Genomic DNA, 18611 nt, shown 5'->3' on the forward strand with positions numbered 1-18611 from the left:
TCGGCGGCCCGGCTGGCTCGGCGGCCTGACTCAGCCGAGCTGGCGCAACTTGGCTCGGCGGGACAGGTCAAACCTGGCTCAGCGGGCCCGGCTCAGCGCCTGGCTCAGCGGGCTGGCTCAACCTGGCTCGGCGGGACAGGCTCAGGAACCCGACCCGGTGCCTGGCTCAGCCCGGCTCGGCGGGTTGGCTTGGTGGGGTTGGCTCAGCGGGATGGTTTGGTGGGCTGGATCAGTAGGCCACGGCGAAGGCGTGGCTCATCACGGCGGCGTGCTTGGTGGTCGAGCCGGTGGAGTCGGTGAGGCCGCTGGCGGCCATCTGGATCGCGGCGGTGGAGCCGGATAGCCAGTCGGTCTTGACGTAGAAGTTGAACCTCGGGATACAGCCGTTGCCGGTGAGTGCGGTGAAATGGGTGTTCAGCGGGACGACCATGTGGTGGACGTCGCGGCGGACGGTGACCGCGACGCTGGAGGTGGCGTCGGTTTTGCACAGGGTGCCGTCCGCTTTCCACTGGTTCACGAACAAGGTGACCTGCGCGGTGAACGAGTTGACCGGACAGTCGTAGCCCGCGGGCTCTGGGTAGCAGGCCATCAGCTCCAGGTCGCCGAACACGCTGAGGCCCGTCGCCGGGGTGGTGTCGAACACGGGCATGGCTGGTTCGCGGACGGGGGTGGCTCCGGAGTTCAGCGCGATCACTCGGCCGCTGGTCACCGCGTCGCCGTCGTCGGCCTGGATTGGGGCGCCCGTGGTGGTGTTGGCGACGCTGGTGTCGGCGAACCGCAGTTCTCCGCTTACCAGCTTCGCGGTGGAACTGGTGGTGCCGAGGCTGGCGCTGCGCAGGTACGTGGTGCAGGTGACCGTGCCCGCCGCGCCGGGATGCACGAGGAACCGCGTGGTCACGCTGATGTCGCGCAAGGACGCCGGAGCGGAAGACGTGGCCGGGAGGACGTTCTGGCCTAGGACCACGTTCTTGGTCCAGCCGCTGGTGCTCGCACAGCGGACCTCGTTGTCGATGAGCGTGGTGATGGTGGCGCTGTTCACGCGGAGCGTGGAGTAGACGTACGCGGTTTGGGTGGAGGACATGGCTAGCTGGGCTGTGCCCAGGGCGCCGACGTACTGGGTGCCGCCTGGTGGGGAGGTGATTGTTCGCGGTGTGAAAGTCGCCGATGTGGTGGCTGCCGCGGGGTGGGCCAGTCCGAGCATGATCGCGGCGGTGGTGGCGAGAATTCGGAGTTTCATGTGCGACCTCTCCCGTGGTGGCGGGGTCAGTCTTGTCGCGATTTCACTGGGGAATCAACGGTTTGGTTGGTGCTTCACTGCAACGGAGTAGGTGGGTTCTGGGGGTTGTTCGATGGGGTGTGGTTCCTGGTTTCGTGGGGTTGCTCGATGGGGTGGAGTGGTTTCTTCGGGGCCCCTACGAAGGAAGATCGCCGCGTGAAAGACGGGTGGGAAGCCTACGGCCTCACACGCGCAGCCAGCTTAGCGATCTTCCTTCTCCCCCGAAGAAACCACTCCACCCCATCGAGCACCTGGCAGCGTTGGTGCTGCCTGGCAGAAACGTGGGTTCCTGGCAGGAGGGCGGGTTCGGGGTGGGGGTTAGGCGCGGGTGGGGACTATGTGGGTGGGTGGGCCTTCTACGCCGCAGTGGAGGCAGTCGCCGGGGTGGGGAGCGGGGGCGGGGGTGGGTTCGGGGGTGGTGGGGGCTAGGACGTTGTCGCGGATGCTGAGGGCTAGTAGGCCGCCTAGGGCGGCTAGGGCTGCGCAGACCCAGAGGGCTGTTTGCCAGCTTGCGGTGAGGGCTACCGGGTCGGCGTAGGCGGCGCCGGTTAGGCCTGCTACCGCTGGTAGGACGGCTACGGCTAGGAGGTTGCCGGTGCGGGCGATGGCGTTGTTGACGCCGGAGGCTACGCCTGCGTAGCGGTCGGGGGCGGCGGCTAGGACGGTGGCGGTGACGGGGGCCACGACTACTGCCAGGCCCAGGCCGAACACGATGACAGCGGGGAGCACTGCGCCCAGGTAGGAGGCGCCTGGTTCGACGCGGAGGAGTAGGAGCATTCCGGCTGCCACGATCAGTGGGCCTGCCACCAGGAACCAGCGGGGGCCATAGCGGACGGCTAGGCGGCCGGATCTGGCTGAGAGCAGCAGCATGATCAGGGTGATGGGCAGGCCCGCGACCCCGGCGGCGGTGGGTGAGTAGCCGAGCGAGGTCTGCAACTGGAGGACCATGAGCATCATCACGCCGCCCAGGGCCGCGTAGACGACGAACGTGAGCGCGTTGGACACGACGAAGGTGTGGTTGGCGAACAGCGCGGGTGGCACCAAGGGCTCTGTTTGGCGGCGTTGGAGCATGACGAACGCGGTGAGCGCCGCCGCGCCCGCCAGGCCCGCGCCAAGGACCAGCCAGTCGGGGCCGCGCACGGGGGCCTCGACCAGGGCCGCGGTGAGGCCCGCGAGGCCGAGTGCGCCCAGCGCCGAGCCCAGGATGTCCGGGTGGCCGGTGACCTGGTCGTCGCGGGTTTCCGGGACGAAGCGCAGGGCCAGCCACACACAGACGACGGCGACCGGGATGTTGACCAGGAACGCCAGCCGCCACGACCACGCCTGCACCAGCAGGCCGCCGACCAAGGGGCCCGCGGCGGCGGCGAGGCCGCCGAGGCCGGACCAGGCGCCGATGGCGCGGGCGCGGTCCTCGCGGTGGAAGACCGCCTGGAGGATGGCCAGCGAGCCGGGGGTGAGCAGCGCGCCGCCGATGCCCTGCAGGACGCGGGCCGCGACGAGCATCTCGGTGGTCTGCGCCAGTCCGCACAGGACTGACGCGGCGCCGAACCAGACGACGCCGACGAGGAAGACGCGGCGGCGGCCGTAGCGGTCGCCGAGGGAGCCCGCGATGAGGATCAGCGAGGCCAGCGCCAGCAGGTAGCCGTCGAGTATCCATTGCAGACCGGAGACCGAGGCGTTCAGCTCCGCGCCGATGCGGGGCAACGCCACGTTCACCACGCTGCCGTCGAGCATCGCCATGCCGGAGCCCAGGATCGTGGTGGCCAGGACGCCCCGGGCGGGCGCGCTGCCCCAGCGGATGTCCGCCGCCGCCGTGGTCACGGGCGGTTCAACGTCGCGACGAACTTGTACCGGTCGCCCCGGTACACCGACCGCACCCACTCCACCGGGCGTTCCTCGGTGTCGAACGAATGCCGGGAAAGCAGCAGCATCGGCATCCCCACGTCCGCGCCGAGCAGTTCCGCCTCATGTGGACCGGCGAGCGCGGTCTCGATGGTCTCCTCCGCGTGGCCCATGTCGACGTCGAACCGTTCGCGCAGGACCTGGTAGAGGGAGCCGCCGCCGGTGACCAGGCGGCGCAGGCCGCGGAAACGGCCCAGCGGCAAGTGGGTGGTCTCGATAGCCATCGGCTCCCCGTCGGCGAGGCGCAGGCGGTGCAGGCGCAGGATTTTCGCGCCAGCGCGGACGGCGAGCAGGCGCGCGAGGTCGGCCTCGGCGGGGATCTCGGAGACCTCCAGCAGCTTCGACGACGGCTCGCGGCCCTGGGCGCGCATGTCCTCGGTGTAGGAGGACAGTTGCAGCCGCTGGGCGACCTTGGGTTCGGCGGCGAACGTGCCCTTGCCCTGGACGCGCAGCAGTCTGCCTTCGACGGTCAGCTCCGCGAGCGCTTGCCGCACCGTGGTCCTGGACACGTCGAACTCGGTGGCCAGCGAGCGCTCGGTGGGGATGGGCGACCCGGGCGGCAGCGACCCGAGCAGGTCGAGCAGGTGCCGCTTGAGTCCCCAGTACTTGGGCTCCCGCTGTGCGCGCGCCACCGTGTCCGGCCCGTCGGCCGTGGACATCTCCAGCATGGCGTCCTCCTGAAGTCTTGCCCGACAGCTACAGAATGCCTTGCCCCGGGTGGTTCTCGCGATCACACCCCGGTTGGTTCACCCTCGCCGCGACGGCCACGCTGGTAAGATTGGTCTAGACCTCAAGGAGCGGCGATGACCAACGGTGAACTGATGCGGGCCGAGATCGCCGAACAGCCAGCGCTCCTGGCCGCGATCGTCACCCGGCGTGCCGATATCGCCGATGTCGCCGCGCGGATCGTGCGGCGCGGGCCGCGGTTCGCGCTGTTCGCCGCGCGCGGGTCGAGCGATCATGCCGCGCTCTACGCCAAGTACCTCACCGAAGTGCTGCTGCACCTGCCCGCCGGATTGGCTTCGCCGTCGACCACGACGCTCTACGGCGCCACACCGGATCTCACCGACGTTCTGTATGTGACGGTCAGCCAGAGCGGCGGGTCGCCCGACCTGGTCGAGGCGACCAGGGCCGCGCGGGCGCGCGGGGCGGTGACGGTCGCGGTGACCAACACCCCGGACTCGGCGCTGGCCGCGACCGCCGAGTTCGCGATCGACATCGGCGCGGGCCAGGAGCGGGCGGTGGCCGCGACCAAGACCTACACCGCGAGCCTGCTGGCGCTGTACCTGCTGGTGGACGCGATCCGCGGCGGCACGGGCGCCGACGTCGCGGGAATCGGGGACTTGGCCGCGCGGGCGCTGGCCGAGCCGGTGGACGCCGCGGTCGCCCGGCTGCGGTTCGCGCGGCGGATGGTCACCACGGGCCGGGGGTACTCGTCGGCGACGGCGGCGGAGGCGGCGCTGAAGCTGGCCGAGACCAGTTACCTGTCGGCGCGCGCGTTCAGCGGGGCGGACCTGCTGCACGGGCCGGTGGCCGCTGTGGACTCGGACACGGCTGTCTTGGCACTGGTAAGCGAGGGGCGCGGCGGTGCGGCTATGGGCGAGGTGCTGGACGTGGTGTCCGGTCGCGGGGCCGACGTCGTGGTCGTGGGGTCGGCGGCGGGGTCGGCTGGGCGCGGATCGGCTCCCGCGTGGCTGCGGATCGGTGTGCCGCGCACGGCCGAGGAGGTGGCGCCGATCCTGGAGGTGCTGCCGGTGCAGCGGCTGGCGCTAGGGCTGGCGTTGGCCAGGGGCACGGACCCGGACCGGCCCAGAGGACTGAGCAAGGTCACCAGGACGCGGTGACCGGCCGGGCCGCCTATTCCGGCGTTACGCTGGGGATATCCGTGAAGCACGGGGTAGTGCGCGGTGGCTTCGGCGGCGAGGAGGCGCACGGTGGGAGCGTGGCGGACCATGAGCCGGAATGAAGGTGCCCGCTCCGTCGAGGGGGTTGAACGGAGCGGGCACACCCATGTTACTCCAAATGGAGTAGTGACCGCCCGGTGGCGTCGATGACCGAGGTTGTGGTGGGAATCGACGTCGGCGGGACGTCGACGCGGGCGCTGGTGATCGACGCAGGTGGGCGCGTGCTGGGGCGTGGGGAGTCCGGCGGCGGGAACCCGAACTCGCACCCGCCGGACGTGGCGGCCGAGCGGATCGCGGCGGCGGTGGCCGCCGCGCTGGGCGCGCACACGGCGGTCGGCTGCGTGCTGGGGATGGCCGGGTCGTCCAAGTTGACCGACCCGGTGGTCGCGGCGGTGTTCGACGCCAAGCTGGGGCGGCTGCGGCCGCGGGTGGTGACCGACGCGGAGGTGGCGTTCGCGTCGGGGACCGCGGCGGCGGACGGCACGGTCCTGATCGCCGGGACCGGGTCCATCGCCATGCGCATCGTCGGGCGGCGGCGGGCGACGACGGTGGGCGGGTTCGGGTGGCTGCTGGGGGACGAGGGGTCGGCGTTCTGGATCGGGCGGGAGGCCGTGCGGGCGACGCTGCGGGAGTTGCAGGCGGGCGGGCCGCTGGGGCCGCTGGCGTCGGCGGTCGTCGCGGCGGCGTTCGAGGGGCCGGACAACGCGTTCGCGCGGCTCATCACGGCCGTGAACGGGGAGCCGCCGGTGCGGCTGGCCCGGTTCGCGCCGCTGGTGACCGCGATTGACGACCCGGTGGCCGTGGACATCCGGGAGCGGGCCGCGCAAACGTTGGCGGACCTCGCGGTGGCCGCCCACACGGACGGGCCGGTAGTGCTGACCGGGGCGGTCTTAGGGACGGTTATCGGCGACCGTGTGCGCGAACTTCTTAGCGGCTACGACGTGCTGACAGCGCGCGACGGGGCGGTGGGGGCCGCGTGGCTGGCCGCCGTCGACGCGTTCGGCGACGCGGCGACGCGGCCGTCAGGCGACGGGAGCGGGGACGCGGGGATGGCGTAGGCCCGGGTGGTCGGCGGGAAGCGACTTGCGCAGGACCACGGCGCTCACCGCGACCACCGCGGCTACCAGCGGCCAGGAAAGGGCCACCCGGGCGACTGTGAGAGCCACCACGTTGCCCGACCACCACAGGGCGGCGAACACCGCCGTCCGGAGAACGTACTGCGCGAACACCCAGACCCAGCTCGCGCGGCCATACGCGCGTAAGAGGTCGGGGTCTTGCCGCCACCTGGTCTTCTGCCCCAGGACCAGGCCGACCACGACGCCGAGCAGCGGCCAGCGGATGAGGATGCTGACCGCCCAGGCGAGCGCGCTGGCGCCGTTGGACAGCAGTTGGATGAGGAAGAAGTCCTCCGCACGGCCGGTGTACAGAGCGATAAGAGCGCCCGCGACGACCGCTGTGAGACTGCCGACAACGGCGGTCACCTTGTGCCCCTTAGCCAGGCGCACCGAGCCTAAGACAACGGCGGCGAACACGGCAGCGGCGGCGCCCCAGGCGATACGGTCGCCTGCCAGCCACCCCGCGGCGAAGGCCAACGGGGGCACCGTGGCGTCCAAGGCGCCCCTTCTGCCGCCGAGGAGAGCGGAGAGGGAGTCGGGCTGGGCGGTCACTCTGACAGCCTGCCCCAACCAGCGCGAGTTAGGTAGCCCTTACTCACACGGCCTTTACGTTAACGACTGGTCTGGACCCCCCTCTCCCCCCTACGCTGCTACGACCCCCGCTGACGCCAGCGGGGAATGGCACGGCATCCTGGGCGTTTGGTTGTGGTGGGCAACGGAACTGGTTGAGGGGAGATCTGCTGTGCATGGGTGGAACAGCTGGATCGCGATCGGGGACAGCTTCACCGAGGGCATGAGCGACATGGGGGGCGACGGCCACTACATCGGCTGGGCCGACCGGCTGGCCGAGATCATGGCCCGGCAACGGCCCGGCCTCCAGTACGCCAACCTGGCCCTCAGGGGCAAGATGCTGCAAGAGATCATCGACGAGCAGGTGCCGATCGCGATCGCGGCCCGACCCGACCTGGTGACCCTGTGCGGCGGCGGCAACGACATCATCACACCGGGCACCGACGTGGACGACGTGGCCGCCCTGTTCGAGAGCGCCGTGGTCGCCCTGCGCGCGGCCGGGTCCGAGGTCCTGGTGTTCACCGGGCCCGACCCGAAGGTGCAGCCCCTGCTGCGGCGCGTGCGCGGAAAGGTGGCGATCTACAACGGGCACCTGCGCGCCATCGCCGAACGGCACTCGGCGCGAGTGGTCGACCTGTGGTCCATGACCTTCCTGCACGACCGGCGGTCCTGGTGCGACGACCGGCTGCATTTCTCCACGGAGGGTCACCGGCGGATCGCGCTGCGCGCGGCCGAAGTGCTGGGCGTGCCAGTGGACGAAGACTGGCGCGAGCCGCTTCCGAGCGAGGAACGCAAGCCATGGCTGCGGCTGCGGCAGGACGATCTGAACTGGACGACCACGCACCTGATCCCGTGGGTGCGGCGGCAGCTCATGGGGGAATCGCTGGGCGACGGACTCCAGCCCAAGCGGCCGGAGTTGCAGCCTTACCGAGCTGAGGACGACCGGACGGCGAACGTCTGACCCGGACAGACGACCGGCCGGCACACTCCCCCAGAAGCGCCGGCCGGTACGCCGGGCCGCGCACCCCCAAGTTCTCCAGCACGGCCCGTGGGCGCCGTTCGGCGCCGGGGGGAAGACTGCCGGCTGGGGTGGATGGTCGGCTAACTGCTCGCTAAACGTGGGCTGGGCTGGGGCGCTCTGTCTGGCTGTTGCTGGGGTGCTGGTGGGGGTTGCTCGATGGGGTGGAGTGGTTTCTTTGGGGCCCCTACGAAGGAAGATCCCGTCGTGGGAAAGACGGGTGGGGAGCCTTCGGCCCCACGACCACGGCGAGTTTAGGGATCTTCCTTCTCCCCCAAAGAAACCACTCCACCCCATCGAGCACCTGGCGAGCCTCGGTGCGGCCTGGTCGAGGGGCGGGTTCGCTGTCCCGTTCCCACTGGGCACCTGGCAGGGGGTTGCTACTGCTTGACAGGAGGGCGGGTCTGCCGCTCCACCTATCGGCCACCTGGCAGCTTTGGGTCCGGTTGGTGGGAGGGCTGGTGTCCTGTCACGGGTCGCTGGGGAGGGTGGAGAGGACTGCTTCTACCGCGTCGGCTGTGGGGGATTGTGCTAGGCGGTATAGCTCTAGGGCGAGGGTTAGTTGTTGGCGGGCGGCTGGGGTGTTGCCCTGGGTGTGGAGGACTTGGGCGAGGACTTGGCGGGCGAAGGCTTCGGTGAAGTCTTGAGCGTTTGCTTCGGCGAGGGTGATGGCTTCGCGGGCGTGGTGTTCTGCCTGGTCCAGGTGGCCTAGGTGGTGTTCCAGGTCTGCCAGGTTGGCCAGGGTCGTGCTTAGGGAGGTCAGGTCGCCGATTTCTCGGTAGAGGGTTACTGCCTTGGATTGGGGGGTTAGGGCTTCTGTGGGGGCGCCTAGGGTGCGGTGTAGTTGGGCGAGGTCGTTGAGGAGAGTTGCTTCGCCTATGGGGTGGTTCGCGTGGGTGGCCAGGTCTAGGGCCTTGGAATAGGTGGTTAGTGCTTCTGGGTGGCGTTTTTGGGCGGTGAGGGCGTTGGCTACCGCGTTGAGGCTTATGGCCATCAGCTTTGGGTCTTGTGATTCTGTGGCTATGGTCAGGGCCTGTTCGGCGTGGGGGAGTGTTTCTTGTTGTTGGTCGAAGCGGGTTAGCAGGGTGCAGCGGCTCAGGTGCATCCAGAGTTGGCCCTGGGGGTCTGCCGCTGCCTGGGCGGAAGCCAAGCCGGTGCGCAGGATGTGTTCCCAGTCGTCTCGGCGGGGGCGGGTGGCGCGGAAATCGTTGACCAGGCGGGCCAGTCGCCAGACCTGGGGGTGGTGACCGGCGGTGGCGGCCGCGGAGATCACCGCGATGAGGTTGGGCCATTCGCGTTCAAACCATGCTAGGGCGGTGGAGCGGGTTTTGATGTGGGGGCGCGGGAGGGCGGGGGTGGTGGCCGCTATTTCCAGATTGTCGGTGGGGGTGTGTAGGTGTCTGCGGCTTTCGTCCGCGGTGACCAAGTAGTAGTGCAGGATTTTGGGGAGTAAGCCGTCTTGGGCTAGGTCTCGGGCGTAAAGGCGGACTAGGTCGTGCATGTCGAATAGGTCGGGGTCGGATTCCGTGACCAAGAAAGACGCGGCTAAGGCTCGGAGGCGGTCGCGGGCATCGGAGACAGGGAGGTCGGCTATCGCGGCGACCAGATGGGGGGATATTCGTTGGCCGGGGAATGCGCCTAAGAGGCGGAGGGTTTGCGCGTGTGGTGGGGTGAGGCGTCGGTAGGTGAGGTCTAGGGCTGCGCGGATACCGGTTTCGGCGTCGGGGACGTGGAGTGCGCCCAGGCGGGTGCGTTCGTCGGAGAGTTCGGCCACCAGGGCCTGGAGTGACCATTGTGGACTGACGGCCAGTCGCGCGCCCGCGATGCGCAGGGCCAGTGGGAGGTGGCCGCAGAGTTCGGCCAGGCGGGCGCGGAGCGGGTGCTCGTCGGGTGCGGGTGGGCCAGCGGTGTGGGTGATGACGGCTTCGGCCTCGGTCTGGGACAGGGTGCCCAGGACGCGCAGATGCGCGCCGTGGGTGACTAGGCCGTCGAGTCTGCGTCTGCTAGTGACCAGCACCATCGAGCCGGGGCCGCCGGGCAGGAGGGGACGCACCTGGTCGGAGTCGCCCGCGTCGTCCAGGAGGACCAGGAGGCGGCGGTCGGCCAACAGGGAGCGGTAGAGGGCGGCGCGGTCGGTGGTGTCGTCGGGGACGTGCTCGGCGGCGACCCCCAGGGCGAGCAGGAAACGGGCGAGGACATCGGCTGGGTCGACCGGCTCGTGCTGGGGGTCGAAACCGCGCAGGGGCGCGTACAGCCTGCCGTCGGGGAAGTGGTCGGCCGCGCGGGTGCCCCAAACGGTCGCGAGCGCGCTCTTGCCGACCCCGGCCGGGCCGACCAGCACGGCGACCGCGGGGGCGGTGCCGTCTGCGCCCGCGCGCACCCCGTCCAACCAGGCCAGGTCGGCCGCGCGACCGGCGAACCCGGACGGCGCCGCGGGCAACTCGGCCGGGGTGACCACGCCGACGCGTGGCGTGATGACGTCGGTGGGAGTGGGGACGAGCAGCGTCGAATCGTCGCGCAGGATGCGGCTGTGCAACTCGCGCAGGCCCGGCCCCGGGTCGAGGCCGAGTTCCCGCGCGGCCCGGTGGGCGAACCGCTGGTAAATCTCCAACGCCGCCGCGCGCCGCCCCAGCCGGTAAAGGGCGAGCACCAACTGGCCGACGAGGTGCTCACGGAACGGGTGCGTGTCCACCAACGCGGCCAACTCGCCGATGACCTCGTCGTGCTTGCCGAGTTCGAGATCAGCGTCGATCCGCGCCTCGATGACGGCCAGCCGCAACTCCCCCAACTCCGGCGCCCGCACCCGGCCCCCGATGTCGGACAGCTCCGGCCCCCGCCACAACCCCTGCGCCCGCGCCAACAACTCCGCCCGCTCCCCCGCTGGCCGCCCCCGCGACTGGGCGAGCAACTCCCGCGCCAACGCCACATCGATCCGCGCCTCGTCCACGTCGAGCCGATAACCGGCCCCATAAGTCGTGATCGCCGCCGACTGGTCCACTGTGGACAACCAGCGCCGCAACCGGGAAACGTACCCCTGCACGATCGTCCGCGCGGTCGCGGGCGGCTCGTGGTCCCAGAGCACATCCATGATCTTCTCGACCGACACGACCTGGTTGGGCTCCAACAGCAGCATCGCCAACAGGCCACGCAACCCCGGCCCACCCGGCACCAACACGCGGTCCCCCACCACCGCGCACACCGGCCCCAACACACAGAACCGAACCCCACCCAACTCAAGACGAACGCCATCGACGTGCGCCACCCCGCACCCACCCCCCGGTGTGTCAACCGGCCTCCCCCGGCCAGGTACTGCACTACGCAACAACCTAGGCCGATTCCAGCGGTGTGGGCCGCGGAAGCCGCCCAGGTCAACCGGATGGCCTAACCAGGCGGCCATGCGGGTGACACCGACCGTTTCCCCAGCGGGAATCCGCCTCACAGCGACTCCAGACCGGGACAAGCTTGCTCTATCACAGCCTTAGCGACATTACTCGGCGAGCAGATCGTCTTGATCAGAATTTCGCACCTTCTCATAATTCCGAAGAGCATTCGAAGCGTTGGCGACGAATTTCTGAATTGTGAGAGTATTAGGGTGATCCGGCCCGAACCTCCGAAGATAAATCTCTAGCGTTCGCCCAAACCGATCGACTACCTCACTATGATAGCGAAGACGCTCTAAGACGCCGTCGAGAATATTTTGACTAATGCGGGTATCGGGATGACCCGACCCAAGGGTTTCGGTTTCGATGTGAAGAACTCGTCTCATAAGCGTGTATGCCGACGCCTCATCAAAACCCCAGCAAAATTTGAGAGCCACTACGCGCAGAGCACTTCGGGTGGCAGCTCCGATGTCATCGGGTCGGTTGAGGGTGGGGAGGGTGAGCAGGTGGGGGACTAACAGGCGCAGGAGGGGCCAAATTGGGCGGCCTTGAGGCTCGGAGGTCTCGGCGAGGATGAGGACTGCCGCCTCGGCGCTGTCTTGCCAGGGGGTGGGGTCCTGGTCGCGGGTTAGGAGCAGGGTGGTGGTTTCCCGCACTAGGGGGTGTAGGACCACGGTGGGCAGTGATGCCGTGCGGGTGGGGTCGGGGGTGTCCAGGAGGCCGTAGCGGTGGAGTCCGGCCAGGGCTGCGTCGATGGCCGCTTGGGTGGGGGTGGCGTTGGGGATCAGGTCTGGGGTGATGAGTGCCAGGGGGATGGGGGCCTCGGCCAACAGGGAGAGGGCGCGTAGGAGGGAGCGGGCTAGGGGGTGGCCTTCTTCTTCCAACTGGGTGAGGGAGAGTTCCCAGGTGTGGCCGACCAGGGTGCGCGCCGTGTCGCGGTCGGTGATGTCTGGGTGGTCGGGGAGGACCTGGGCGGAGGCGTCCTGGAGGGCTTGCTGGTAGGCGGCGATGGTGCGGAGGCGGGCGGTGGGTTTGGCCAGCGCGGACCCGGCCGCGTGGAGGGCCAACGGTAGGCCGCCTAGTCGGGTGGCTAGGGACTCGGCTTCCTCGGGGGAGCCTGCGTGGGGAGCCACGTCTAGGAGTAGGCGTCCGCCAGCGTGTGGGGTTAAGGGGGCCAAGTCGATCATGGTGGCGGCGCGGCCCCAGGTTTCGGGGGAACGGTCTCGGCTGGTGATCAGCAGGAGACCTTTGCCGCCGGGGCGGATCCAGCCGCGATATGCGGAGACCGGGTCGTTGGGGCTGAGTGCGGCGGGGTCGTCAACGTTGTCCAGGACCAGGAGCCAGCGGCGGGTTTTGGTCAGGTGTCGCCAGATCAGGTCGGGGACGCTGGCGCCTGCTTGTTGGGCTGCGGCTACTTCGCTTTTGGGCAGGCCCAAAGCGCAGGCGACCTCGATCAGCTGGGCGCTCAGGGACTCCAGGTTCTGCCAGCGGACCCAGAAGACGGTGCGGCCGCGGCGTTCCGCTTGTTCCGCTGCGACGCAGGCCAGGGTGGTTTTGCCCATGCCGCCCGCGCCGCAGACCACGGCGAAGTGGTTTTTCGGGGTCTTGAGCAGGGTTGTCAGTTCGCTGTCTCGGCCGCGTAGGACCGGCATGTCCACGGTGGGGCGGCGGAGGGAGGCGGGTGCGGGCGCCTTGAGTTCCCAGGTGAGTGCGTCCTCGCGCGTCGATCGGATGACGAGGTCGGTGATCACGGCGAGCAGCACTAGGAGCGCTAGTGCCAGCCACACGCGCCAAGGGTCGGCGAACCAGCCGGGGACTGAGGCCGTGGCGTAGTTGGTGAGGATCCCGATCGGGGCAGCCAGTAGCACTGCCCCGGTCGGGACCGCCCAAGTGCGTCGTCTCACCAGGTGACGTTTACACCCGTTGGGGGTGAAACGGTGGGAACTCGATCAGGCTCCGTGGCCGTGGCCGCCGCTGAAGCGGTGGATGTGGAAGCGGGCCGCTTCGGCTGGCATGACGACGAAGGGGCGCATCATGCCTTCGTCCTCGTGGTCGAGGATGTGGCAGTGGTACATGAAACTGCCGGTGCCGCCGTCGAAGTGGCCCGCCACGGTGAGCATCTCGCCCGCGGCGATCTGGTAGGTGTCTTTCCAGCCCTGCTCCTGCTCGTCCAGCGGCCTGCCGTCCGGCGGGACGGGCAACGGGGCCGTCGTGCCGCCCGCCGCCACGTCGAAGCCGGTGACGACGGCGCCCACCGGCGTGTTCACCGTCGCGTACTGCTTGCGGCTGAGGGCCTGGAACTCGGCCAGGTGGATGTGCAGCGGGTGGTTGGGGCCACCCAGGTTGATCAGGTTCCACACCACCCAGCGACCGTGGTTGAAGAACAGGGTCGTGGTGTCGTCGAAAAGAGTGGCGACGCGTTCAAAGGTGCGGACCTTGCCGCTGTGCGGGTCGGTGAGCTGGATGACGCCCGGGGTGGGAAAGGTGGTCGGGATTTCCGCCGGGTCGGTCAGCTCGCGCAGTTCCCACATCTGCGGGTGGACCTCGCCCGCGGAACCCGGTGGCACCATCGCCACATAGACGTGGTCGTGGTCCTCGGGCAGGGTCGTGCCGTGTTCGATGCGGACGAAGGACTCCGAGATCCGTTCGGGCAGCTCGAAAGTGTCGTGCCGCTGCCGGTCCTCGACCCGGAACTCCATGATGTCGCGCTCGGGCGCGGCGGTCACGTGGGTGTTGGTGAGGCGCAGCCGCCTGCCGGGGAACCGGCTGAAGTCGATCAGCAGGTCGGCCCGCTCGGCGGGCGCGAGGGTGAGGCCGCCGAGCGGCAGCGCGGCGGGCTTGGGCAGCAGGCCGCCGTCGGTGCCGATCTGGCGGATGGCGTCGTTGTAGGGCACGTCCGCGGCGTCGGTGAGGTTGCCCGCCTCATCAATGAGGTTGAGGGTGTAGAACCGGGCGTTGGACGCGTTGAGCACCCGGAAGCGGTACCAGCGGGCCTCGGTGTCCATGTGCGGCCAGATTTTGCCGTTGACCAGGGTGAACGGGCCGCTGAACGGGAGGTGCCCGACGCCGCCCGCCGGAGTGACGGCGGACGGGACCTTGTACAGCAGCCTGCCGCTGAGGCTGCCGTCGAGTTCGGTGTCGAGGTTGCGGTCGGTGATGATCAGCGGGACCTCGTGCTCACCGCGCGGCAGGTCGAGGTCGTCCTCTTCCTCGTCGCGGATCAGGTACATCCCGGCGAGGCCCGCGTAGACGTTGTAGCGGGTGATCGCCATGGCGTGGTCGTGGTACCAGAGCGTGGTCGACGGCTGCTCGTTCGGGTATTCCGCGAGCTGCGACCCTCCTTTGAGGACCGCGTTGTGCGCCCAGCCGTCGTTTCCGCCGCCCGTGCGGGCTCCGTGCAGGTGCACGACCGTCCACGACGGCAGGTCGGCGACCCCTTCGATGATCCCCACTCCCGCAGGCAGCGAACCGTCGGAGTTGCGGTAGCCCGGGGTGTTGAACGGGGCCGTCTGGATAGGCGCGTGGACCGCGATCAGCGGAATGGTTCCCTCGATCTCATTGGTCCACGAGACGCGGATCTGTTTGCCGCTGGTGACTTCGATGGTGGGCCCGGGAAAACTGCCCTCGTACGCCCACACCGCCGTGCGCGGCAGCTGCGAGTGCAGCTGCACGGTGGTGCGCACCGCGGTGATCGTCAGCGCGTCCTGGTGCCAGCGCGAACGGATGCGCGGCGGCACCCGCAGCGGGTCGAGAAACTTGGTGAGGCCGAAGGTCGACTCGGTTTCGGCCGCGAGCGGACTGATCAGTTCAGTCATGGATCCCCCTGATCCGAAGGCGCGTCATAGCGCCGCTTTCCCCCTCTTCGACAGCGAGTCTCCGACCCCACTCGGAGAAGTCGCCGTACGACCAGAGTGCGCGCGCCGCTGGCCGATTTCAAGGAGATGGGGAAAAACACCGGAGGATTCAAACGAACGTGGATGGACTCCCCGAATGGGCCAACGGCCGGTGCGGACGAAGTCGATCAAAGCGGCATGACGGAGAGCGAAAGAGCCAGTACACACAGCAGCGGGGCCGCCGGGGGAAGACACCCGCCGACGCGGGCGGCCCCGGCCCGACCGATCCCGAATCGGTGGGCGCGGGGCCGGACTCCACGAGGTTGACCGGCGACCGGGGCGGGCCCCACCCCGAGCGGGAGTCCCGGTGGTCGACGGTCAGGAGCTTGCGGAGCGTGCAGGCGCCGGAGCGCCGGGCACGAACATAACAGGCGGCGTACGAGCGATTACAGACGGGTCACCTGGTTAGCGGGGCGAACTGCCGGGCGGCGATGAAACCCGGGCGGGGGGCGGGGGCGGCGAACGGCTCGACCAGGGGATTCTCGACGCTGTTGAACACCACGAAGATGTTCGAGCGGGGGAACGGGGTGATGTTGTTGCCCGAGCCGTGCATGAGGTTCGAGTCGAACAGCAGGGCCGACCCGGCTGGGCCGGTGAACTGGTCGATGCCGTGCCTGGCGGCGAGGGCGGTGATGTGCTCGCGGCTGGGGACGCCGATCTCCTGTTCGGTCAGGGACGCCCGGTAGTGGTCCGCCGGGGTCTCGCCGACGCAGGGGACGAAGGTGCGGTGGGAGCCGGGCATGACCATCAGGCCGCCGTTGAACGGGTGGTTGTCGGTCAGGGCGATCGACATGCTGACCGCGCGGGGCGCGGGCATGCCGTCCTCGGCGTGCCAGGTCTCGAAGTCGGAGTGCCAGTAGAAGCCCTTGCCCTTGAAGCCGGGCATGAAGTTGACCCGGCTCTGGTGGACGTAGACCTCCGAGCCGAGCACCTGGCGGGCGCGGTCGAGGACCCTCGGGTCGCGCACGAGTTCGGCGACCAGGTCGCTGATCTTGTGCACCTCGAACAGGGATCGGACCTCAGCGGAGGACTTCTCCACGATGGTGCGCTCGTCGCCGCGCAGGTGCTCGGCCAGGCGGGACAGCTCGTCGCGGTAGGTGCGGACTTCGCCGGGGCTGAGCAGGGCGTCGAAGACCGAGTAGCCGCGGGCGTCGTGCGCGGCGAGAGCCGCCGGGTCGAGTGGGCCATCGACGCGGCCCCAGACGGCGGGGTCGGCGCGCTCGACCGGGTCCAGCGGGTGCGGGGTGCGGGTGCGGTAGCGGTCCTCGGTCCGGGTGTCGGTGAGGGTCATCGCGCCTCCTCGGGGACGGGCTCGGCGATCGGCTCGGTGAGCACGGGGTACACGCCGTGCTCGTCGTGGACCTCGCGGCCGGTCACCGGCGGGTTGAACACGCACACCGTGCGCATCTGGGTCGTCGGCCGAAGCTGGTGGCGCTCGTTGCCGTCGAGCAGGTAGAGGGAGCCGGGGGCGAGGTGGTGGGTCTGGCCGGTCTCCTTGTCCAGGAGTTCGCCTTCGCCCTCGACCACGAACACGGCCTCGATGTGGTTGGCGTACCAGAAGTCGTTGACCGTGCCGGGGTAGAGCGTGGTCTCGTGGACGGAGAAGCCGACGCCCTCCTTGGCGAGCACGATCCGCTTGCTGCGCCAGTTCGGGGTGCGGACGTCGCGGTCGGTGTCGGTGATCTCGTCAACCGTGCGGACGATCATGCCGCCACCCGCCCGGCCGTGACGGCGGCCACCGACTCGGCGAGGATCACCAGGCCCCGCTCCAGCTCGTCGTCGGTGATCGTCAGCGGCGGCATCACCTTGGCGACCTCGCCGTCCGGGCCGGAGGTCTCCATGAGCAGGCCGCGCTCGAACGCGGCGCGGCAGACCGCGTCGGCGGTGGCGCCGTCGGGGAAGCGCAGCCCGCGGGCCAGGCCGCGGCCCTTGGCGGTCAGGCCGGTGTGGGTGTCGGCGAGTTCGGCCATGACCCGGTGCACGTGCTCGCCCTTGGCGAGGGTGCTCTTCTCCAGCGTGTCGTCGGTCCAGTACTCGCGCAGGGCGGCGGTGGCGGCGACGAACGCGGGGTTGATGCCGCGGAAGGTGCCGTTGTGCTCGCCGGGCTCCCAGACGTCGAGGTCCGGGCGGATCAGGGTCAGCGCCAGCGGCAGGCCGAAGGCGCCGATGGACTTGGACAGGCACACGATGTCCGGGGTGATGCCCGCTGCCTCGAAGCTGAAGAACGGGCCGGTGCGCCCGCAGCCCATCTGCACGTCGTCGACGATGAGCAGCATCTTGTGCCGGTCGCACAGGTCGGCGAGCGCGCGCAGCCACTCGATCCGGGCCGCGTTGATGCCGCCCTCGCCCTGCACGGTCTCCACGATCACCGCGGCTGGCTCGTTGAGGCCGCTGCCGCTGTCGGCGAGCAGGCGCTCGAACCACAGGAAGTCCGGGGTGCGGCCGTCGAGGTAGTTGTCATAGGGCATCGGGGTGGCGTGCACCAGCGGGATGCCCGCGGCGCCGCGTTTCATCGAGTTGCCGGTGACCGACAGCGCGCCCAGGGTCATGCCGTGGAAGGCGTTGGTGAAGTTGACGACCGACTCGCGGCCGGTGACCTTGCGGGCCAGTTTCAGCGCGGCCTCGACGGCATTCGCGCCCGCCGGACCGGGGAACACGACCTTGTAGTCGAGTTCGCGCGGGGTGAGCACGACGTCCCGGAAGGTTTCCAGGAACTCGCGTTTGGCCACGGTGTGCATGTCCAGCGAGTGCGTGACGCCGTCGCGCAGCAGGTAGTCGATGACGGCTTCTTTGAGGACGGGGTTGTTGTGGCCGTAGTTCAGCGCGCCCGCACCGGCGAAGAAATCGAGGTAGGGCTTGCCGTTCTCATCGTAGAGCACGCTTCCGGTGGCGCGGTCGAACACGACCGGCCAACTGCGGCAATAGGTGCGGACTTCGGACTCAAGGGTTTCGAACACGCTCACAGGGGGACTCCAAAGCTCACGGCGGGGAAGAGAAGCAGGGGAACGCCGGGGAAACTCAGGCGGGGACTCTCGCGCCTGCCCGCTCGAACGGGCCGATGCGGTACAGGTCCTCGGACTCGTGGTCGTCGGGGAAGTGCGCCGCGTCGAACAGCTTGGCCTGCCGCAGGCTCGTTCCCCAGCGTCTGGCCAGCGCCTGGAACAGTCCGATGGACGCGGTGTTGCCCGGGGTGATGGTGGTCTCCAGGTGCCGGACGCCGGTGTCGGCGAGGCGGCTCACCAGGTGGTCGAGCAGTCTGCCCGCGATCCCTCTGCCGCGCTGGTCGCCGTCGACGGCGATCTGCCAGACCACGGCGGTCTCCGGGTCTGCCGGTCGCACGAAGCCGATGACGAACCCGACCACCCTGCCCTCGACCCGGGCGACGGCCGACGTGGCCGCGAAGTCACGGCACCAGAGCAGGTACGCGTAAGAGGAGTTGAGGTCGAGCGTGCGCGAGTCACGGGCGACTCGCCACAGCTCCGAGCCGTCCACAGTGGACGGCTGGCTGATCACGATGTCTTGCGGTTTCCCGGACATACCCAGGAAACGTAAC

The 18611-nt window shown here is 69.4% G+C and carries 14 protein-coding genes; 3 read left to right on the top strand and 11 right to left on the bottom strand.

Features of this window, described 5'->3' with window-relative positions:
• Positions 1-229 precede the first annotated feature (229 nt).
• From ACZ6SD_RS05715 to ACZ6SD_RS05725, 3 genes are all read right to left on the bottom strand, one after another.
• Positions 230-1237, bottom strand: coding sequence for a hypothetical protein (locus ACZ6SD_RS05715; RefSeq protein WP_465315740.1), 1008 nt, complete (start codon positions 1235-1237; stop codon positions 230-232).
• 357 nt (positions 1238-1594) lie between these two features.
• On the bottom strand, positions 1595-3097 hold the full coding sequence (locus ACZ6SD_RS05720) for an MFS transporter (protein ID WP_465315741.1): 1503 nt from the start codon (positions 3095-3097) through the stop codon (positions 1595-1597).
• A complete protein-coding gene (locus ACZ6SD_RS05725; RefSeq protein ID WP_465315742.1) occupies positions 3094-3846 on the bottom strand; it encodes a GntR family transcriptional regulator in 753 nt (250 codons plus the stop codon). The genes ACZ6SD_RS05720 and ACZ6SD_RS05725 overlap by 4 nt, the downstream gene beginning before the upstream one ends.
• Positions 3847-3981: 135 nt before the next feature.
• On the opposite strand from ACZ6SD_RS05725, the gene ACZ6SD_RS05730 reads away from it, so the two are divergent.
• Positions 3982-5022: an SIS domain-containing protein gene (locus ACZ6SD_RS05730; RefSeq protein WP_465315743.1), complete on the top strand. Its 1041-nt coding sequence runs from the start codon at positions 3982-3984 to the stop codon at positions 5020-5022.
• Positions 5023-5228: 206 nt separating this feature from the next.
• On the top strand, positions 5229-6140 hold the full coding sequence (locus ACZ6SD_RS05735; protein ID WP_465315744.1) for an N-acetylglucosamine kinase: 912 nt from the start codon (positions 5229-5231) through the stop codon (positions 6138-6140).
• On the opposite strand, the gene ACZ6SD_RS05740 is transcribed toward ACZ6SD_RS05735, so the two are convergent.
• Positions 6105-6749: a DUF3159 domain-containing protein gene (locus tag ACZ6SD_RS05740; protein WP_465315745.1), complete on the bottom strand. Its 645-nt coding sequence runs from the start codon at positions 6747-6749 to the stop codon at positions 6105-6107. The two genes, ACZ6SD_RS05735 and ACZ6SD_RS05740, sit on opposite strands and share 36 nt — an antisense overlap.
• 190 nt (positions 6750-6939) lie before the next feature.
• On the opposite strand from ACZ6SD_RS05740, the gene ACZ6SD_RS05745 reads away from it, so the two are divergent.
• Positions 6940-7728, top strand: a complete 789-nt coding sequence (locus tag ACZ6SD_RS05745) for an SGNH/GDSL hydrolase family protein (RefSeq protein WP_465315746.1) — start codon at positions 6940-6942, stop codon at positions 7726-7728.
• A gap of 526 nt (positions 7729-8254) precedes the next feature.
• Here the strand turns inward: ACZ6SD_RS05745 and ACZ6SD_RS05750 are convergent.
• From ACZ6SD_RS05750 to ectA, 7 genes are all read right to left on the bottom strand, one after another.
• Positions 8255-10918 (bottom strand): AfsR/SARP family transcriptional regulator, encoded by a 2664-nt coding sequence (locus ACZ6SD_RS05750; RefSeq protein ID WP_465315747.1) that lies wholly within the window; start codon positions 10916-10918, stop codon positions 8255-8257.
• Between the two features lie 354 nt (positions 10919-11272).
• Entirely contained in the window at positions 11273-13069 is a 1797-nt protein-coding gene (locus tag ACZ6SD_RS05755; RefSeq protein ID WP_465315748.1) for an AAA family ATPase, read from the bottom strand.
• Between the two features lie 45 nt (positions 13070-13114).
• Positions 13115-14980: a multicopper oxidase family protein gene (locus ACZ6SD_RS05760; protein WP_465315749.1), complete on the bottom strand. Its 1866-nt coding sequence runs from the start codon at positions 14978-14980 to the stop codon at positions 13115-13117.
• A gap of 475 nt (positions 14981-15455) precedes the next feature.
• Entirely contained in the window at positions 15456-16349 is an 894-nt protein-coding gene (gene thpD, locus ACZ6SD_RS05765; protein ID WP_465315750.1) for an ectoine hydroxylase, read from the bottom strand.
• Positions 16346-16765 carry an ectoine synthase gene (locus ACZ6SD_RS05770; RefSeq protein ID WP_465315751.1) on the bottom strand — a complete coding sequence of 140 codons (420 nt, stop codon included), beginning with the start codon at positions 16763-16765 and terminating at the stop codon, positions 16346-16348. The genes thpD and ACZ6SD_RS05770 overlap by 4 nt, the downstream gene beginning before the upstream one ends.
• Positions 16762-18021 carry a diaminobutyrate--2-oxoglutarate transaminase gene (ectB, locus tag ACZ6SD_RS05775; protein ID WP_465315752.1) on the bottom strand — a complete coding sequence of 420 codons (1260 nt, stop codon included), beginning with the start codon at positions 18019-18021 and terminating at the stop codon, positions 16762-16764. Before ectB ends, ACZ6SD_RS05770 begins: the two co-directional genes overlap by 4 nt.
• 55 nt (positions 18022-18076) lie before the next feature.
• Positions 18077-18595 carry a diaminobutyrate acetyltransferase gene (gene ectA, locus ACZ6SD_RS05780; RefSeq protein WP_465315753.1) on the bottom strand — a complete coding sequence of 173 codons (519 nt, stop codon included), beginning with the start codon at positions 18593-18595 and terminating at the stop codon, positions 18077-18079.
• Positions 18596-18611 lie beyond the last annotated feature (16 nt).

It is taken from the genome of Actinokineospora sp. NPDC051303 (genome assembly GCF_055586285.1).

Bases quoted from the DNA above. Each gene is read 5' to 3' on its own strand.
- ACZ6SD_RS05715 (WP_465315740.1), bottom strand. From the start codon at position 1,237: ATGAAACTCCGAATTCTCGCCACCACCGCCGCGATCATGCTCGGACTG.
- ACZ6SD_RS05725 (WP_465315742.1), bottom strand. From the start codon at position 3,846: ATGCTGGAGATGTCCACGGCCGACGGGCCGGACACGGTGGCGCGCGCA.
- ACZ6SD_RS05770 (WP_465315751.1), bottom strand. From the start codon at position 16,765: ATGATCGTCCGCACGGTTGACGAGATCACCGACACCGACCGCGACGTC.
- ACZ6SD_RS05730 (WP_465315743.1), top strand. From the start codon at position 3,982: ATGACCAACGGTGAACTGATGCGGGCCGAGATCGCCGAACAGCCAGCG.
- ectA (WP_465315753.1), bottom strand. From the start codon at position 18,595: ATGTCCGGGAAACCGCAAGACATCGTGATCAGCCAGCCGTCCACTGTG.
- ACZ6SD_RS05750 (WP_465315747.1), bottom strand. From the start codon at position 10,918: ATGCTGCTGTTGGAGCCCAACCAGGTCGTGTCGGTCGAGAAGATCATG.
- ACZ6SD_RS05760 (WP_465315749.1), bottom strand. From the start codon at position 14,980: ATGACTGAACTGATCAGTCCGCTCGCGGCCGAAACCGAGTCGACCTTC.
- thpD (WP_465315750.1), bottom strand. From the start codon at position 16,349: ATGACCCTCACCGACACCCGGACCGAGGACCGCTACCGCACCCGCACC.
- ACZ6SD_RS05735 (WP_465315744.1), top strand. From the start codon at position 5,229: ATGACCGAGGTTGTGGTGGGAATCGACGTCGGCGGGACGTCGACGCGG.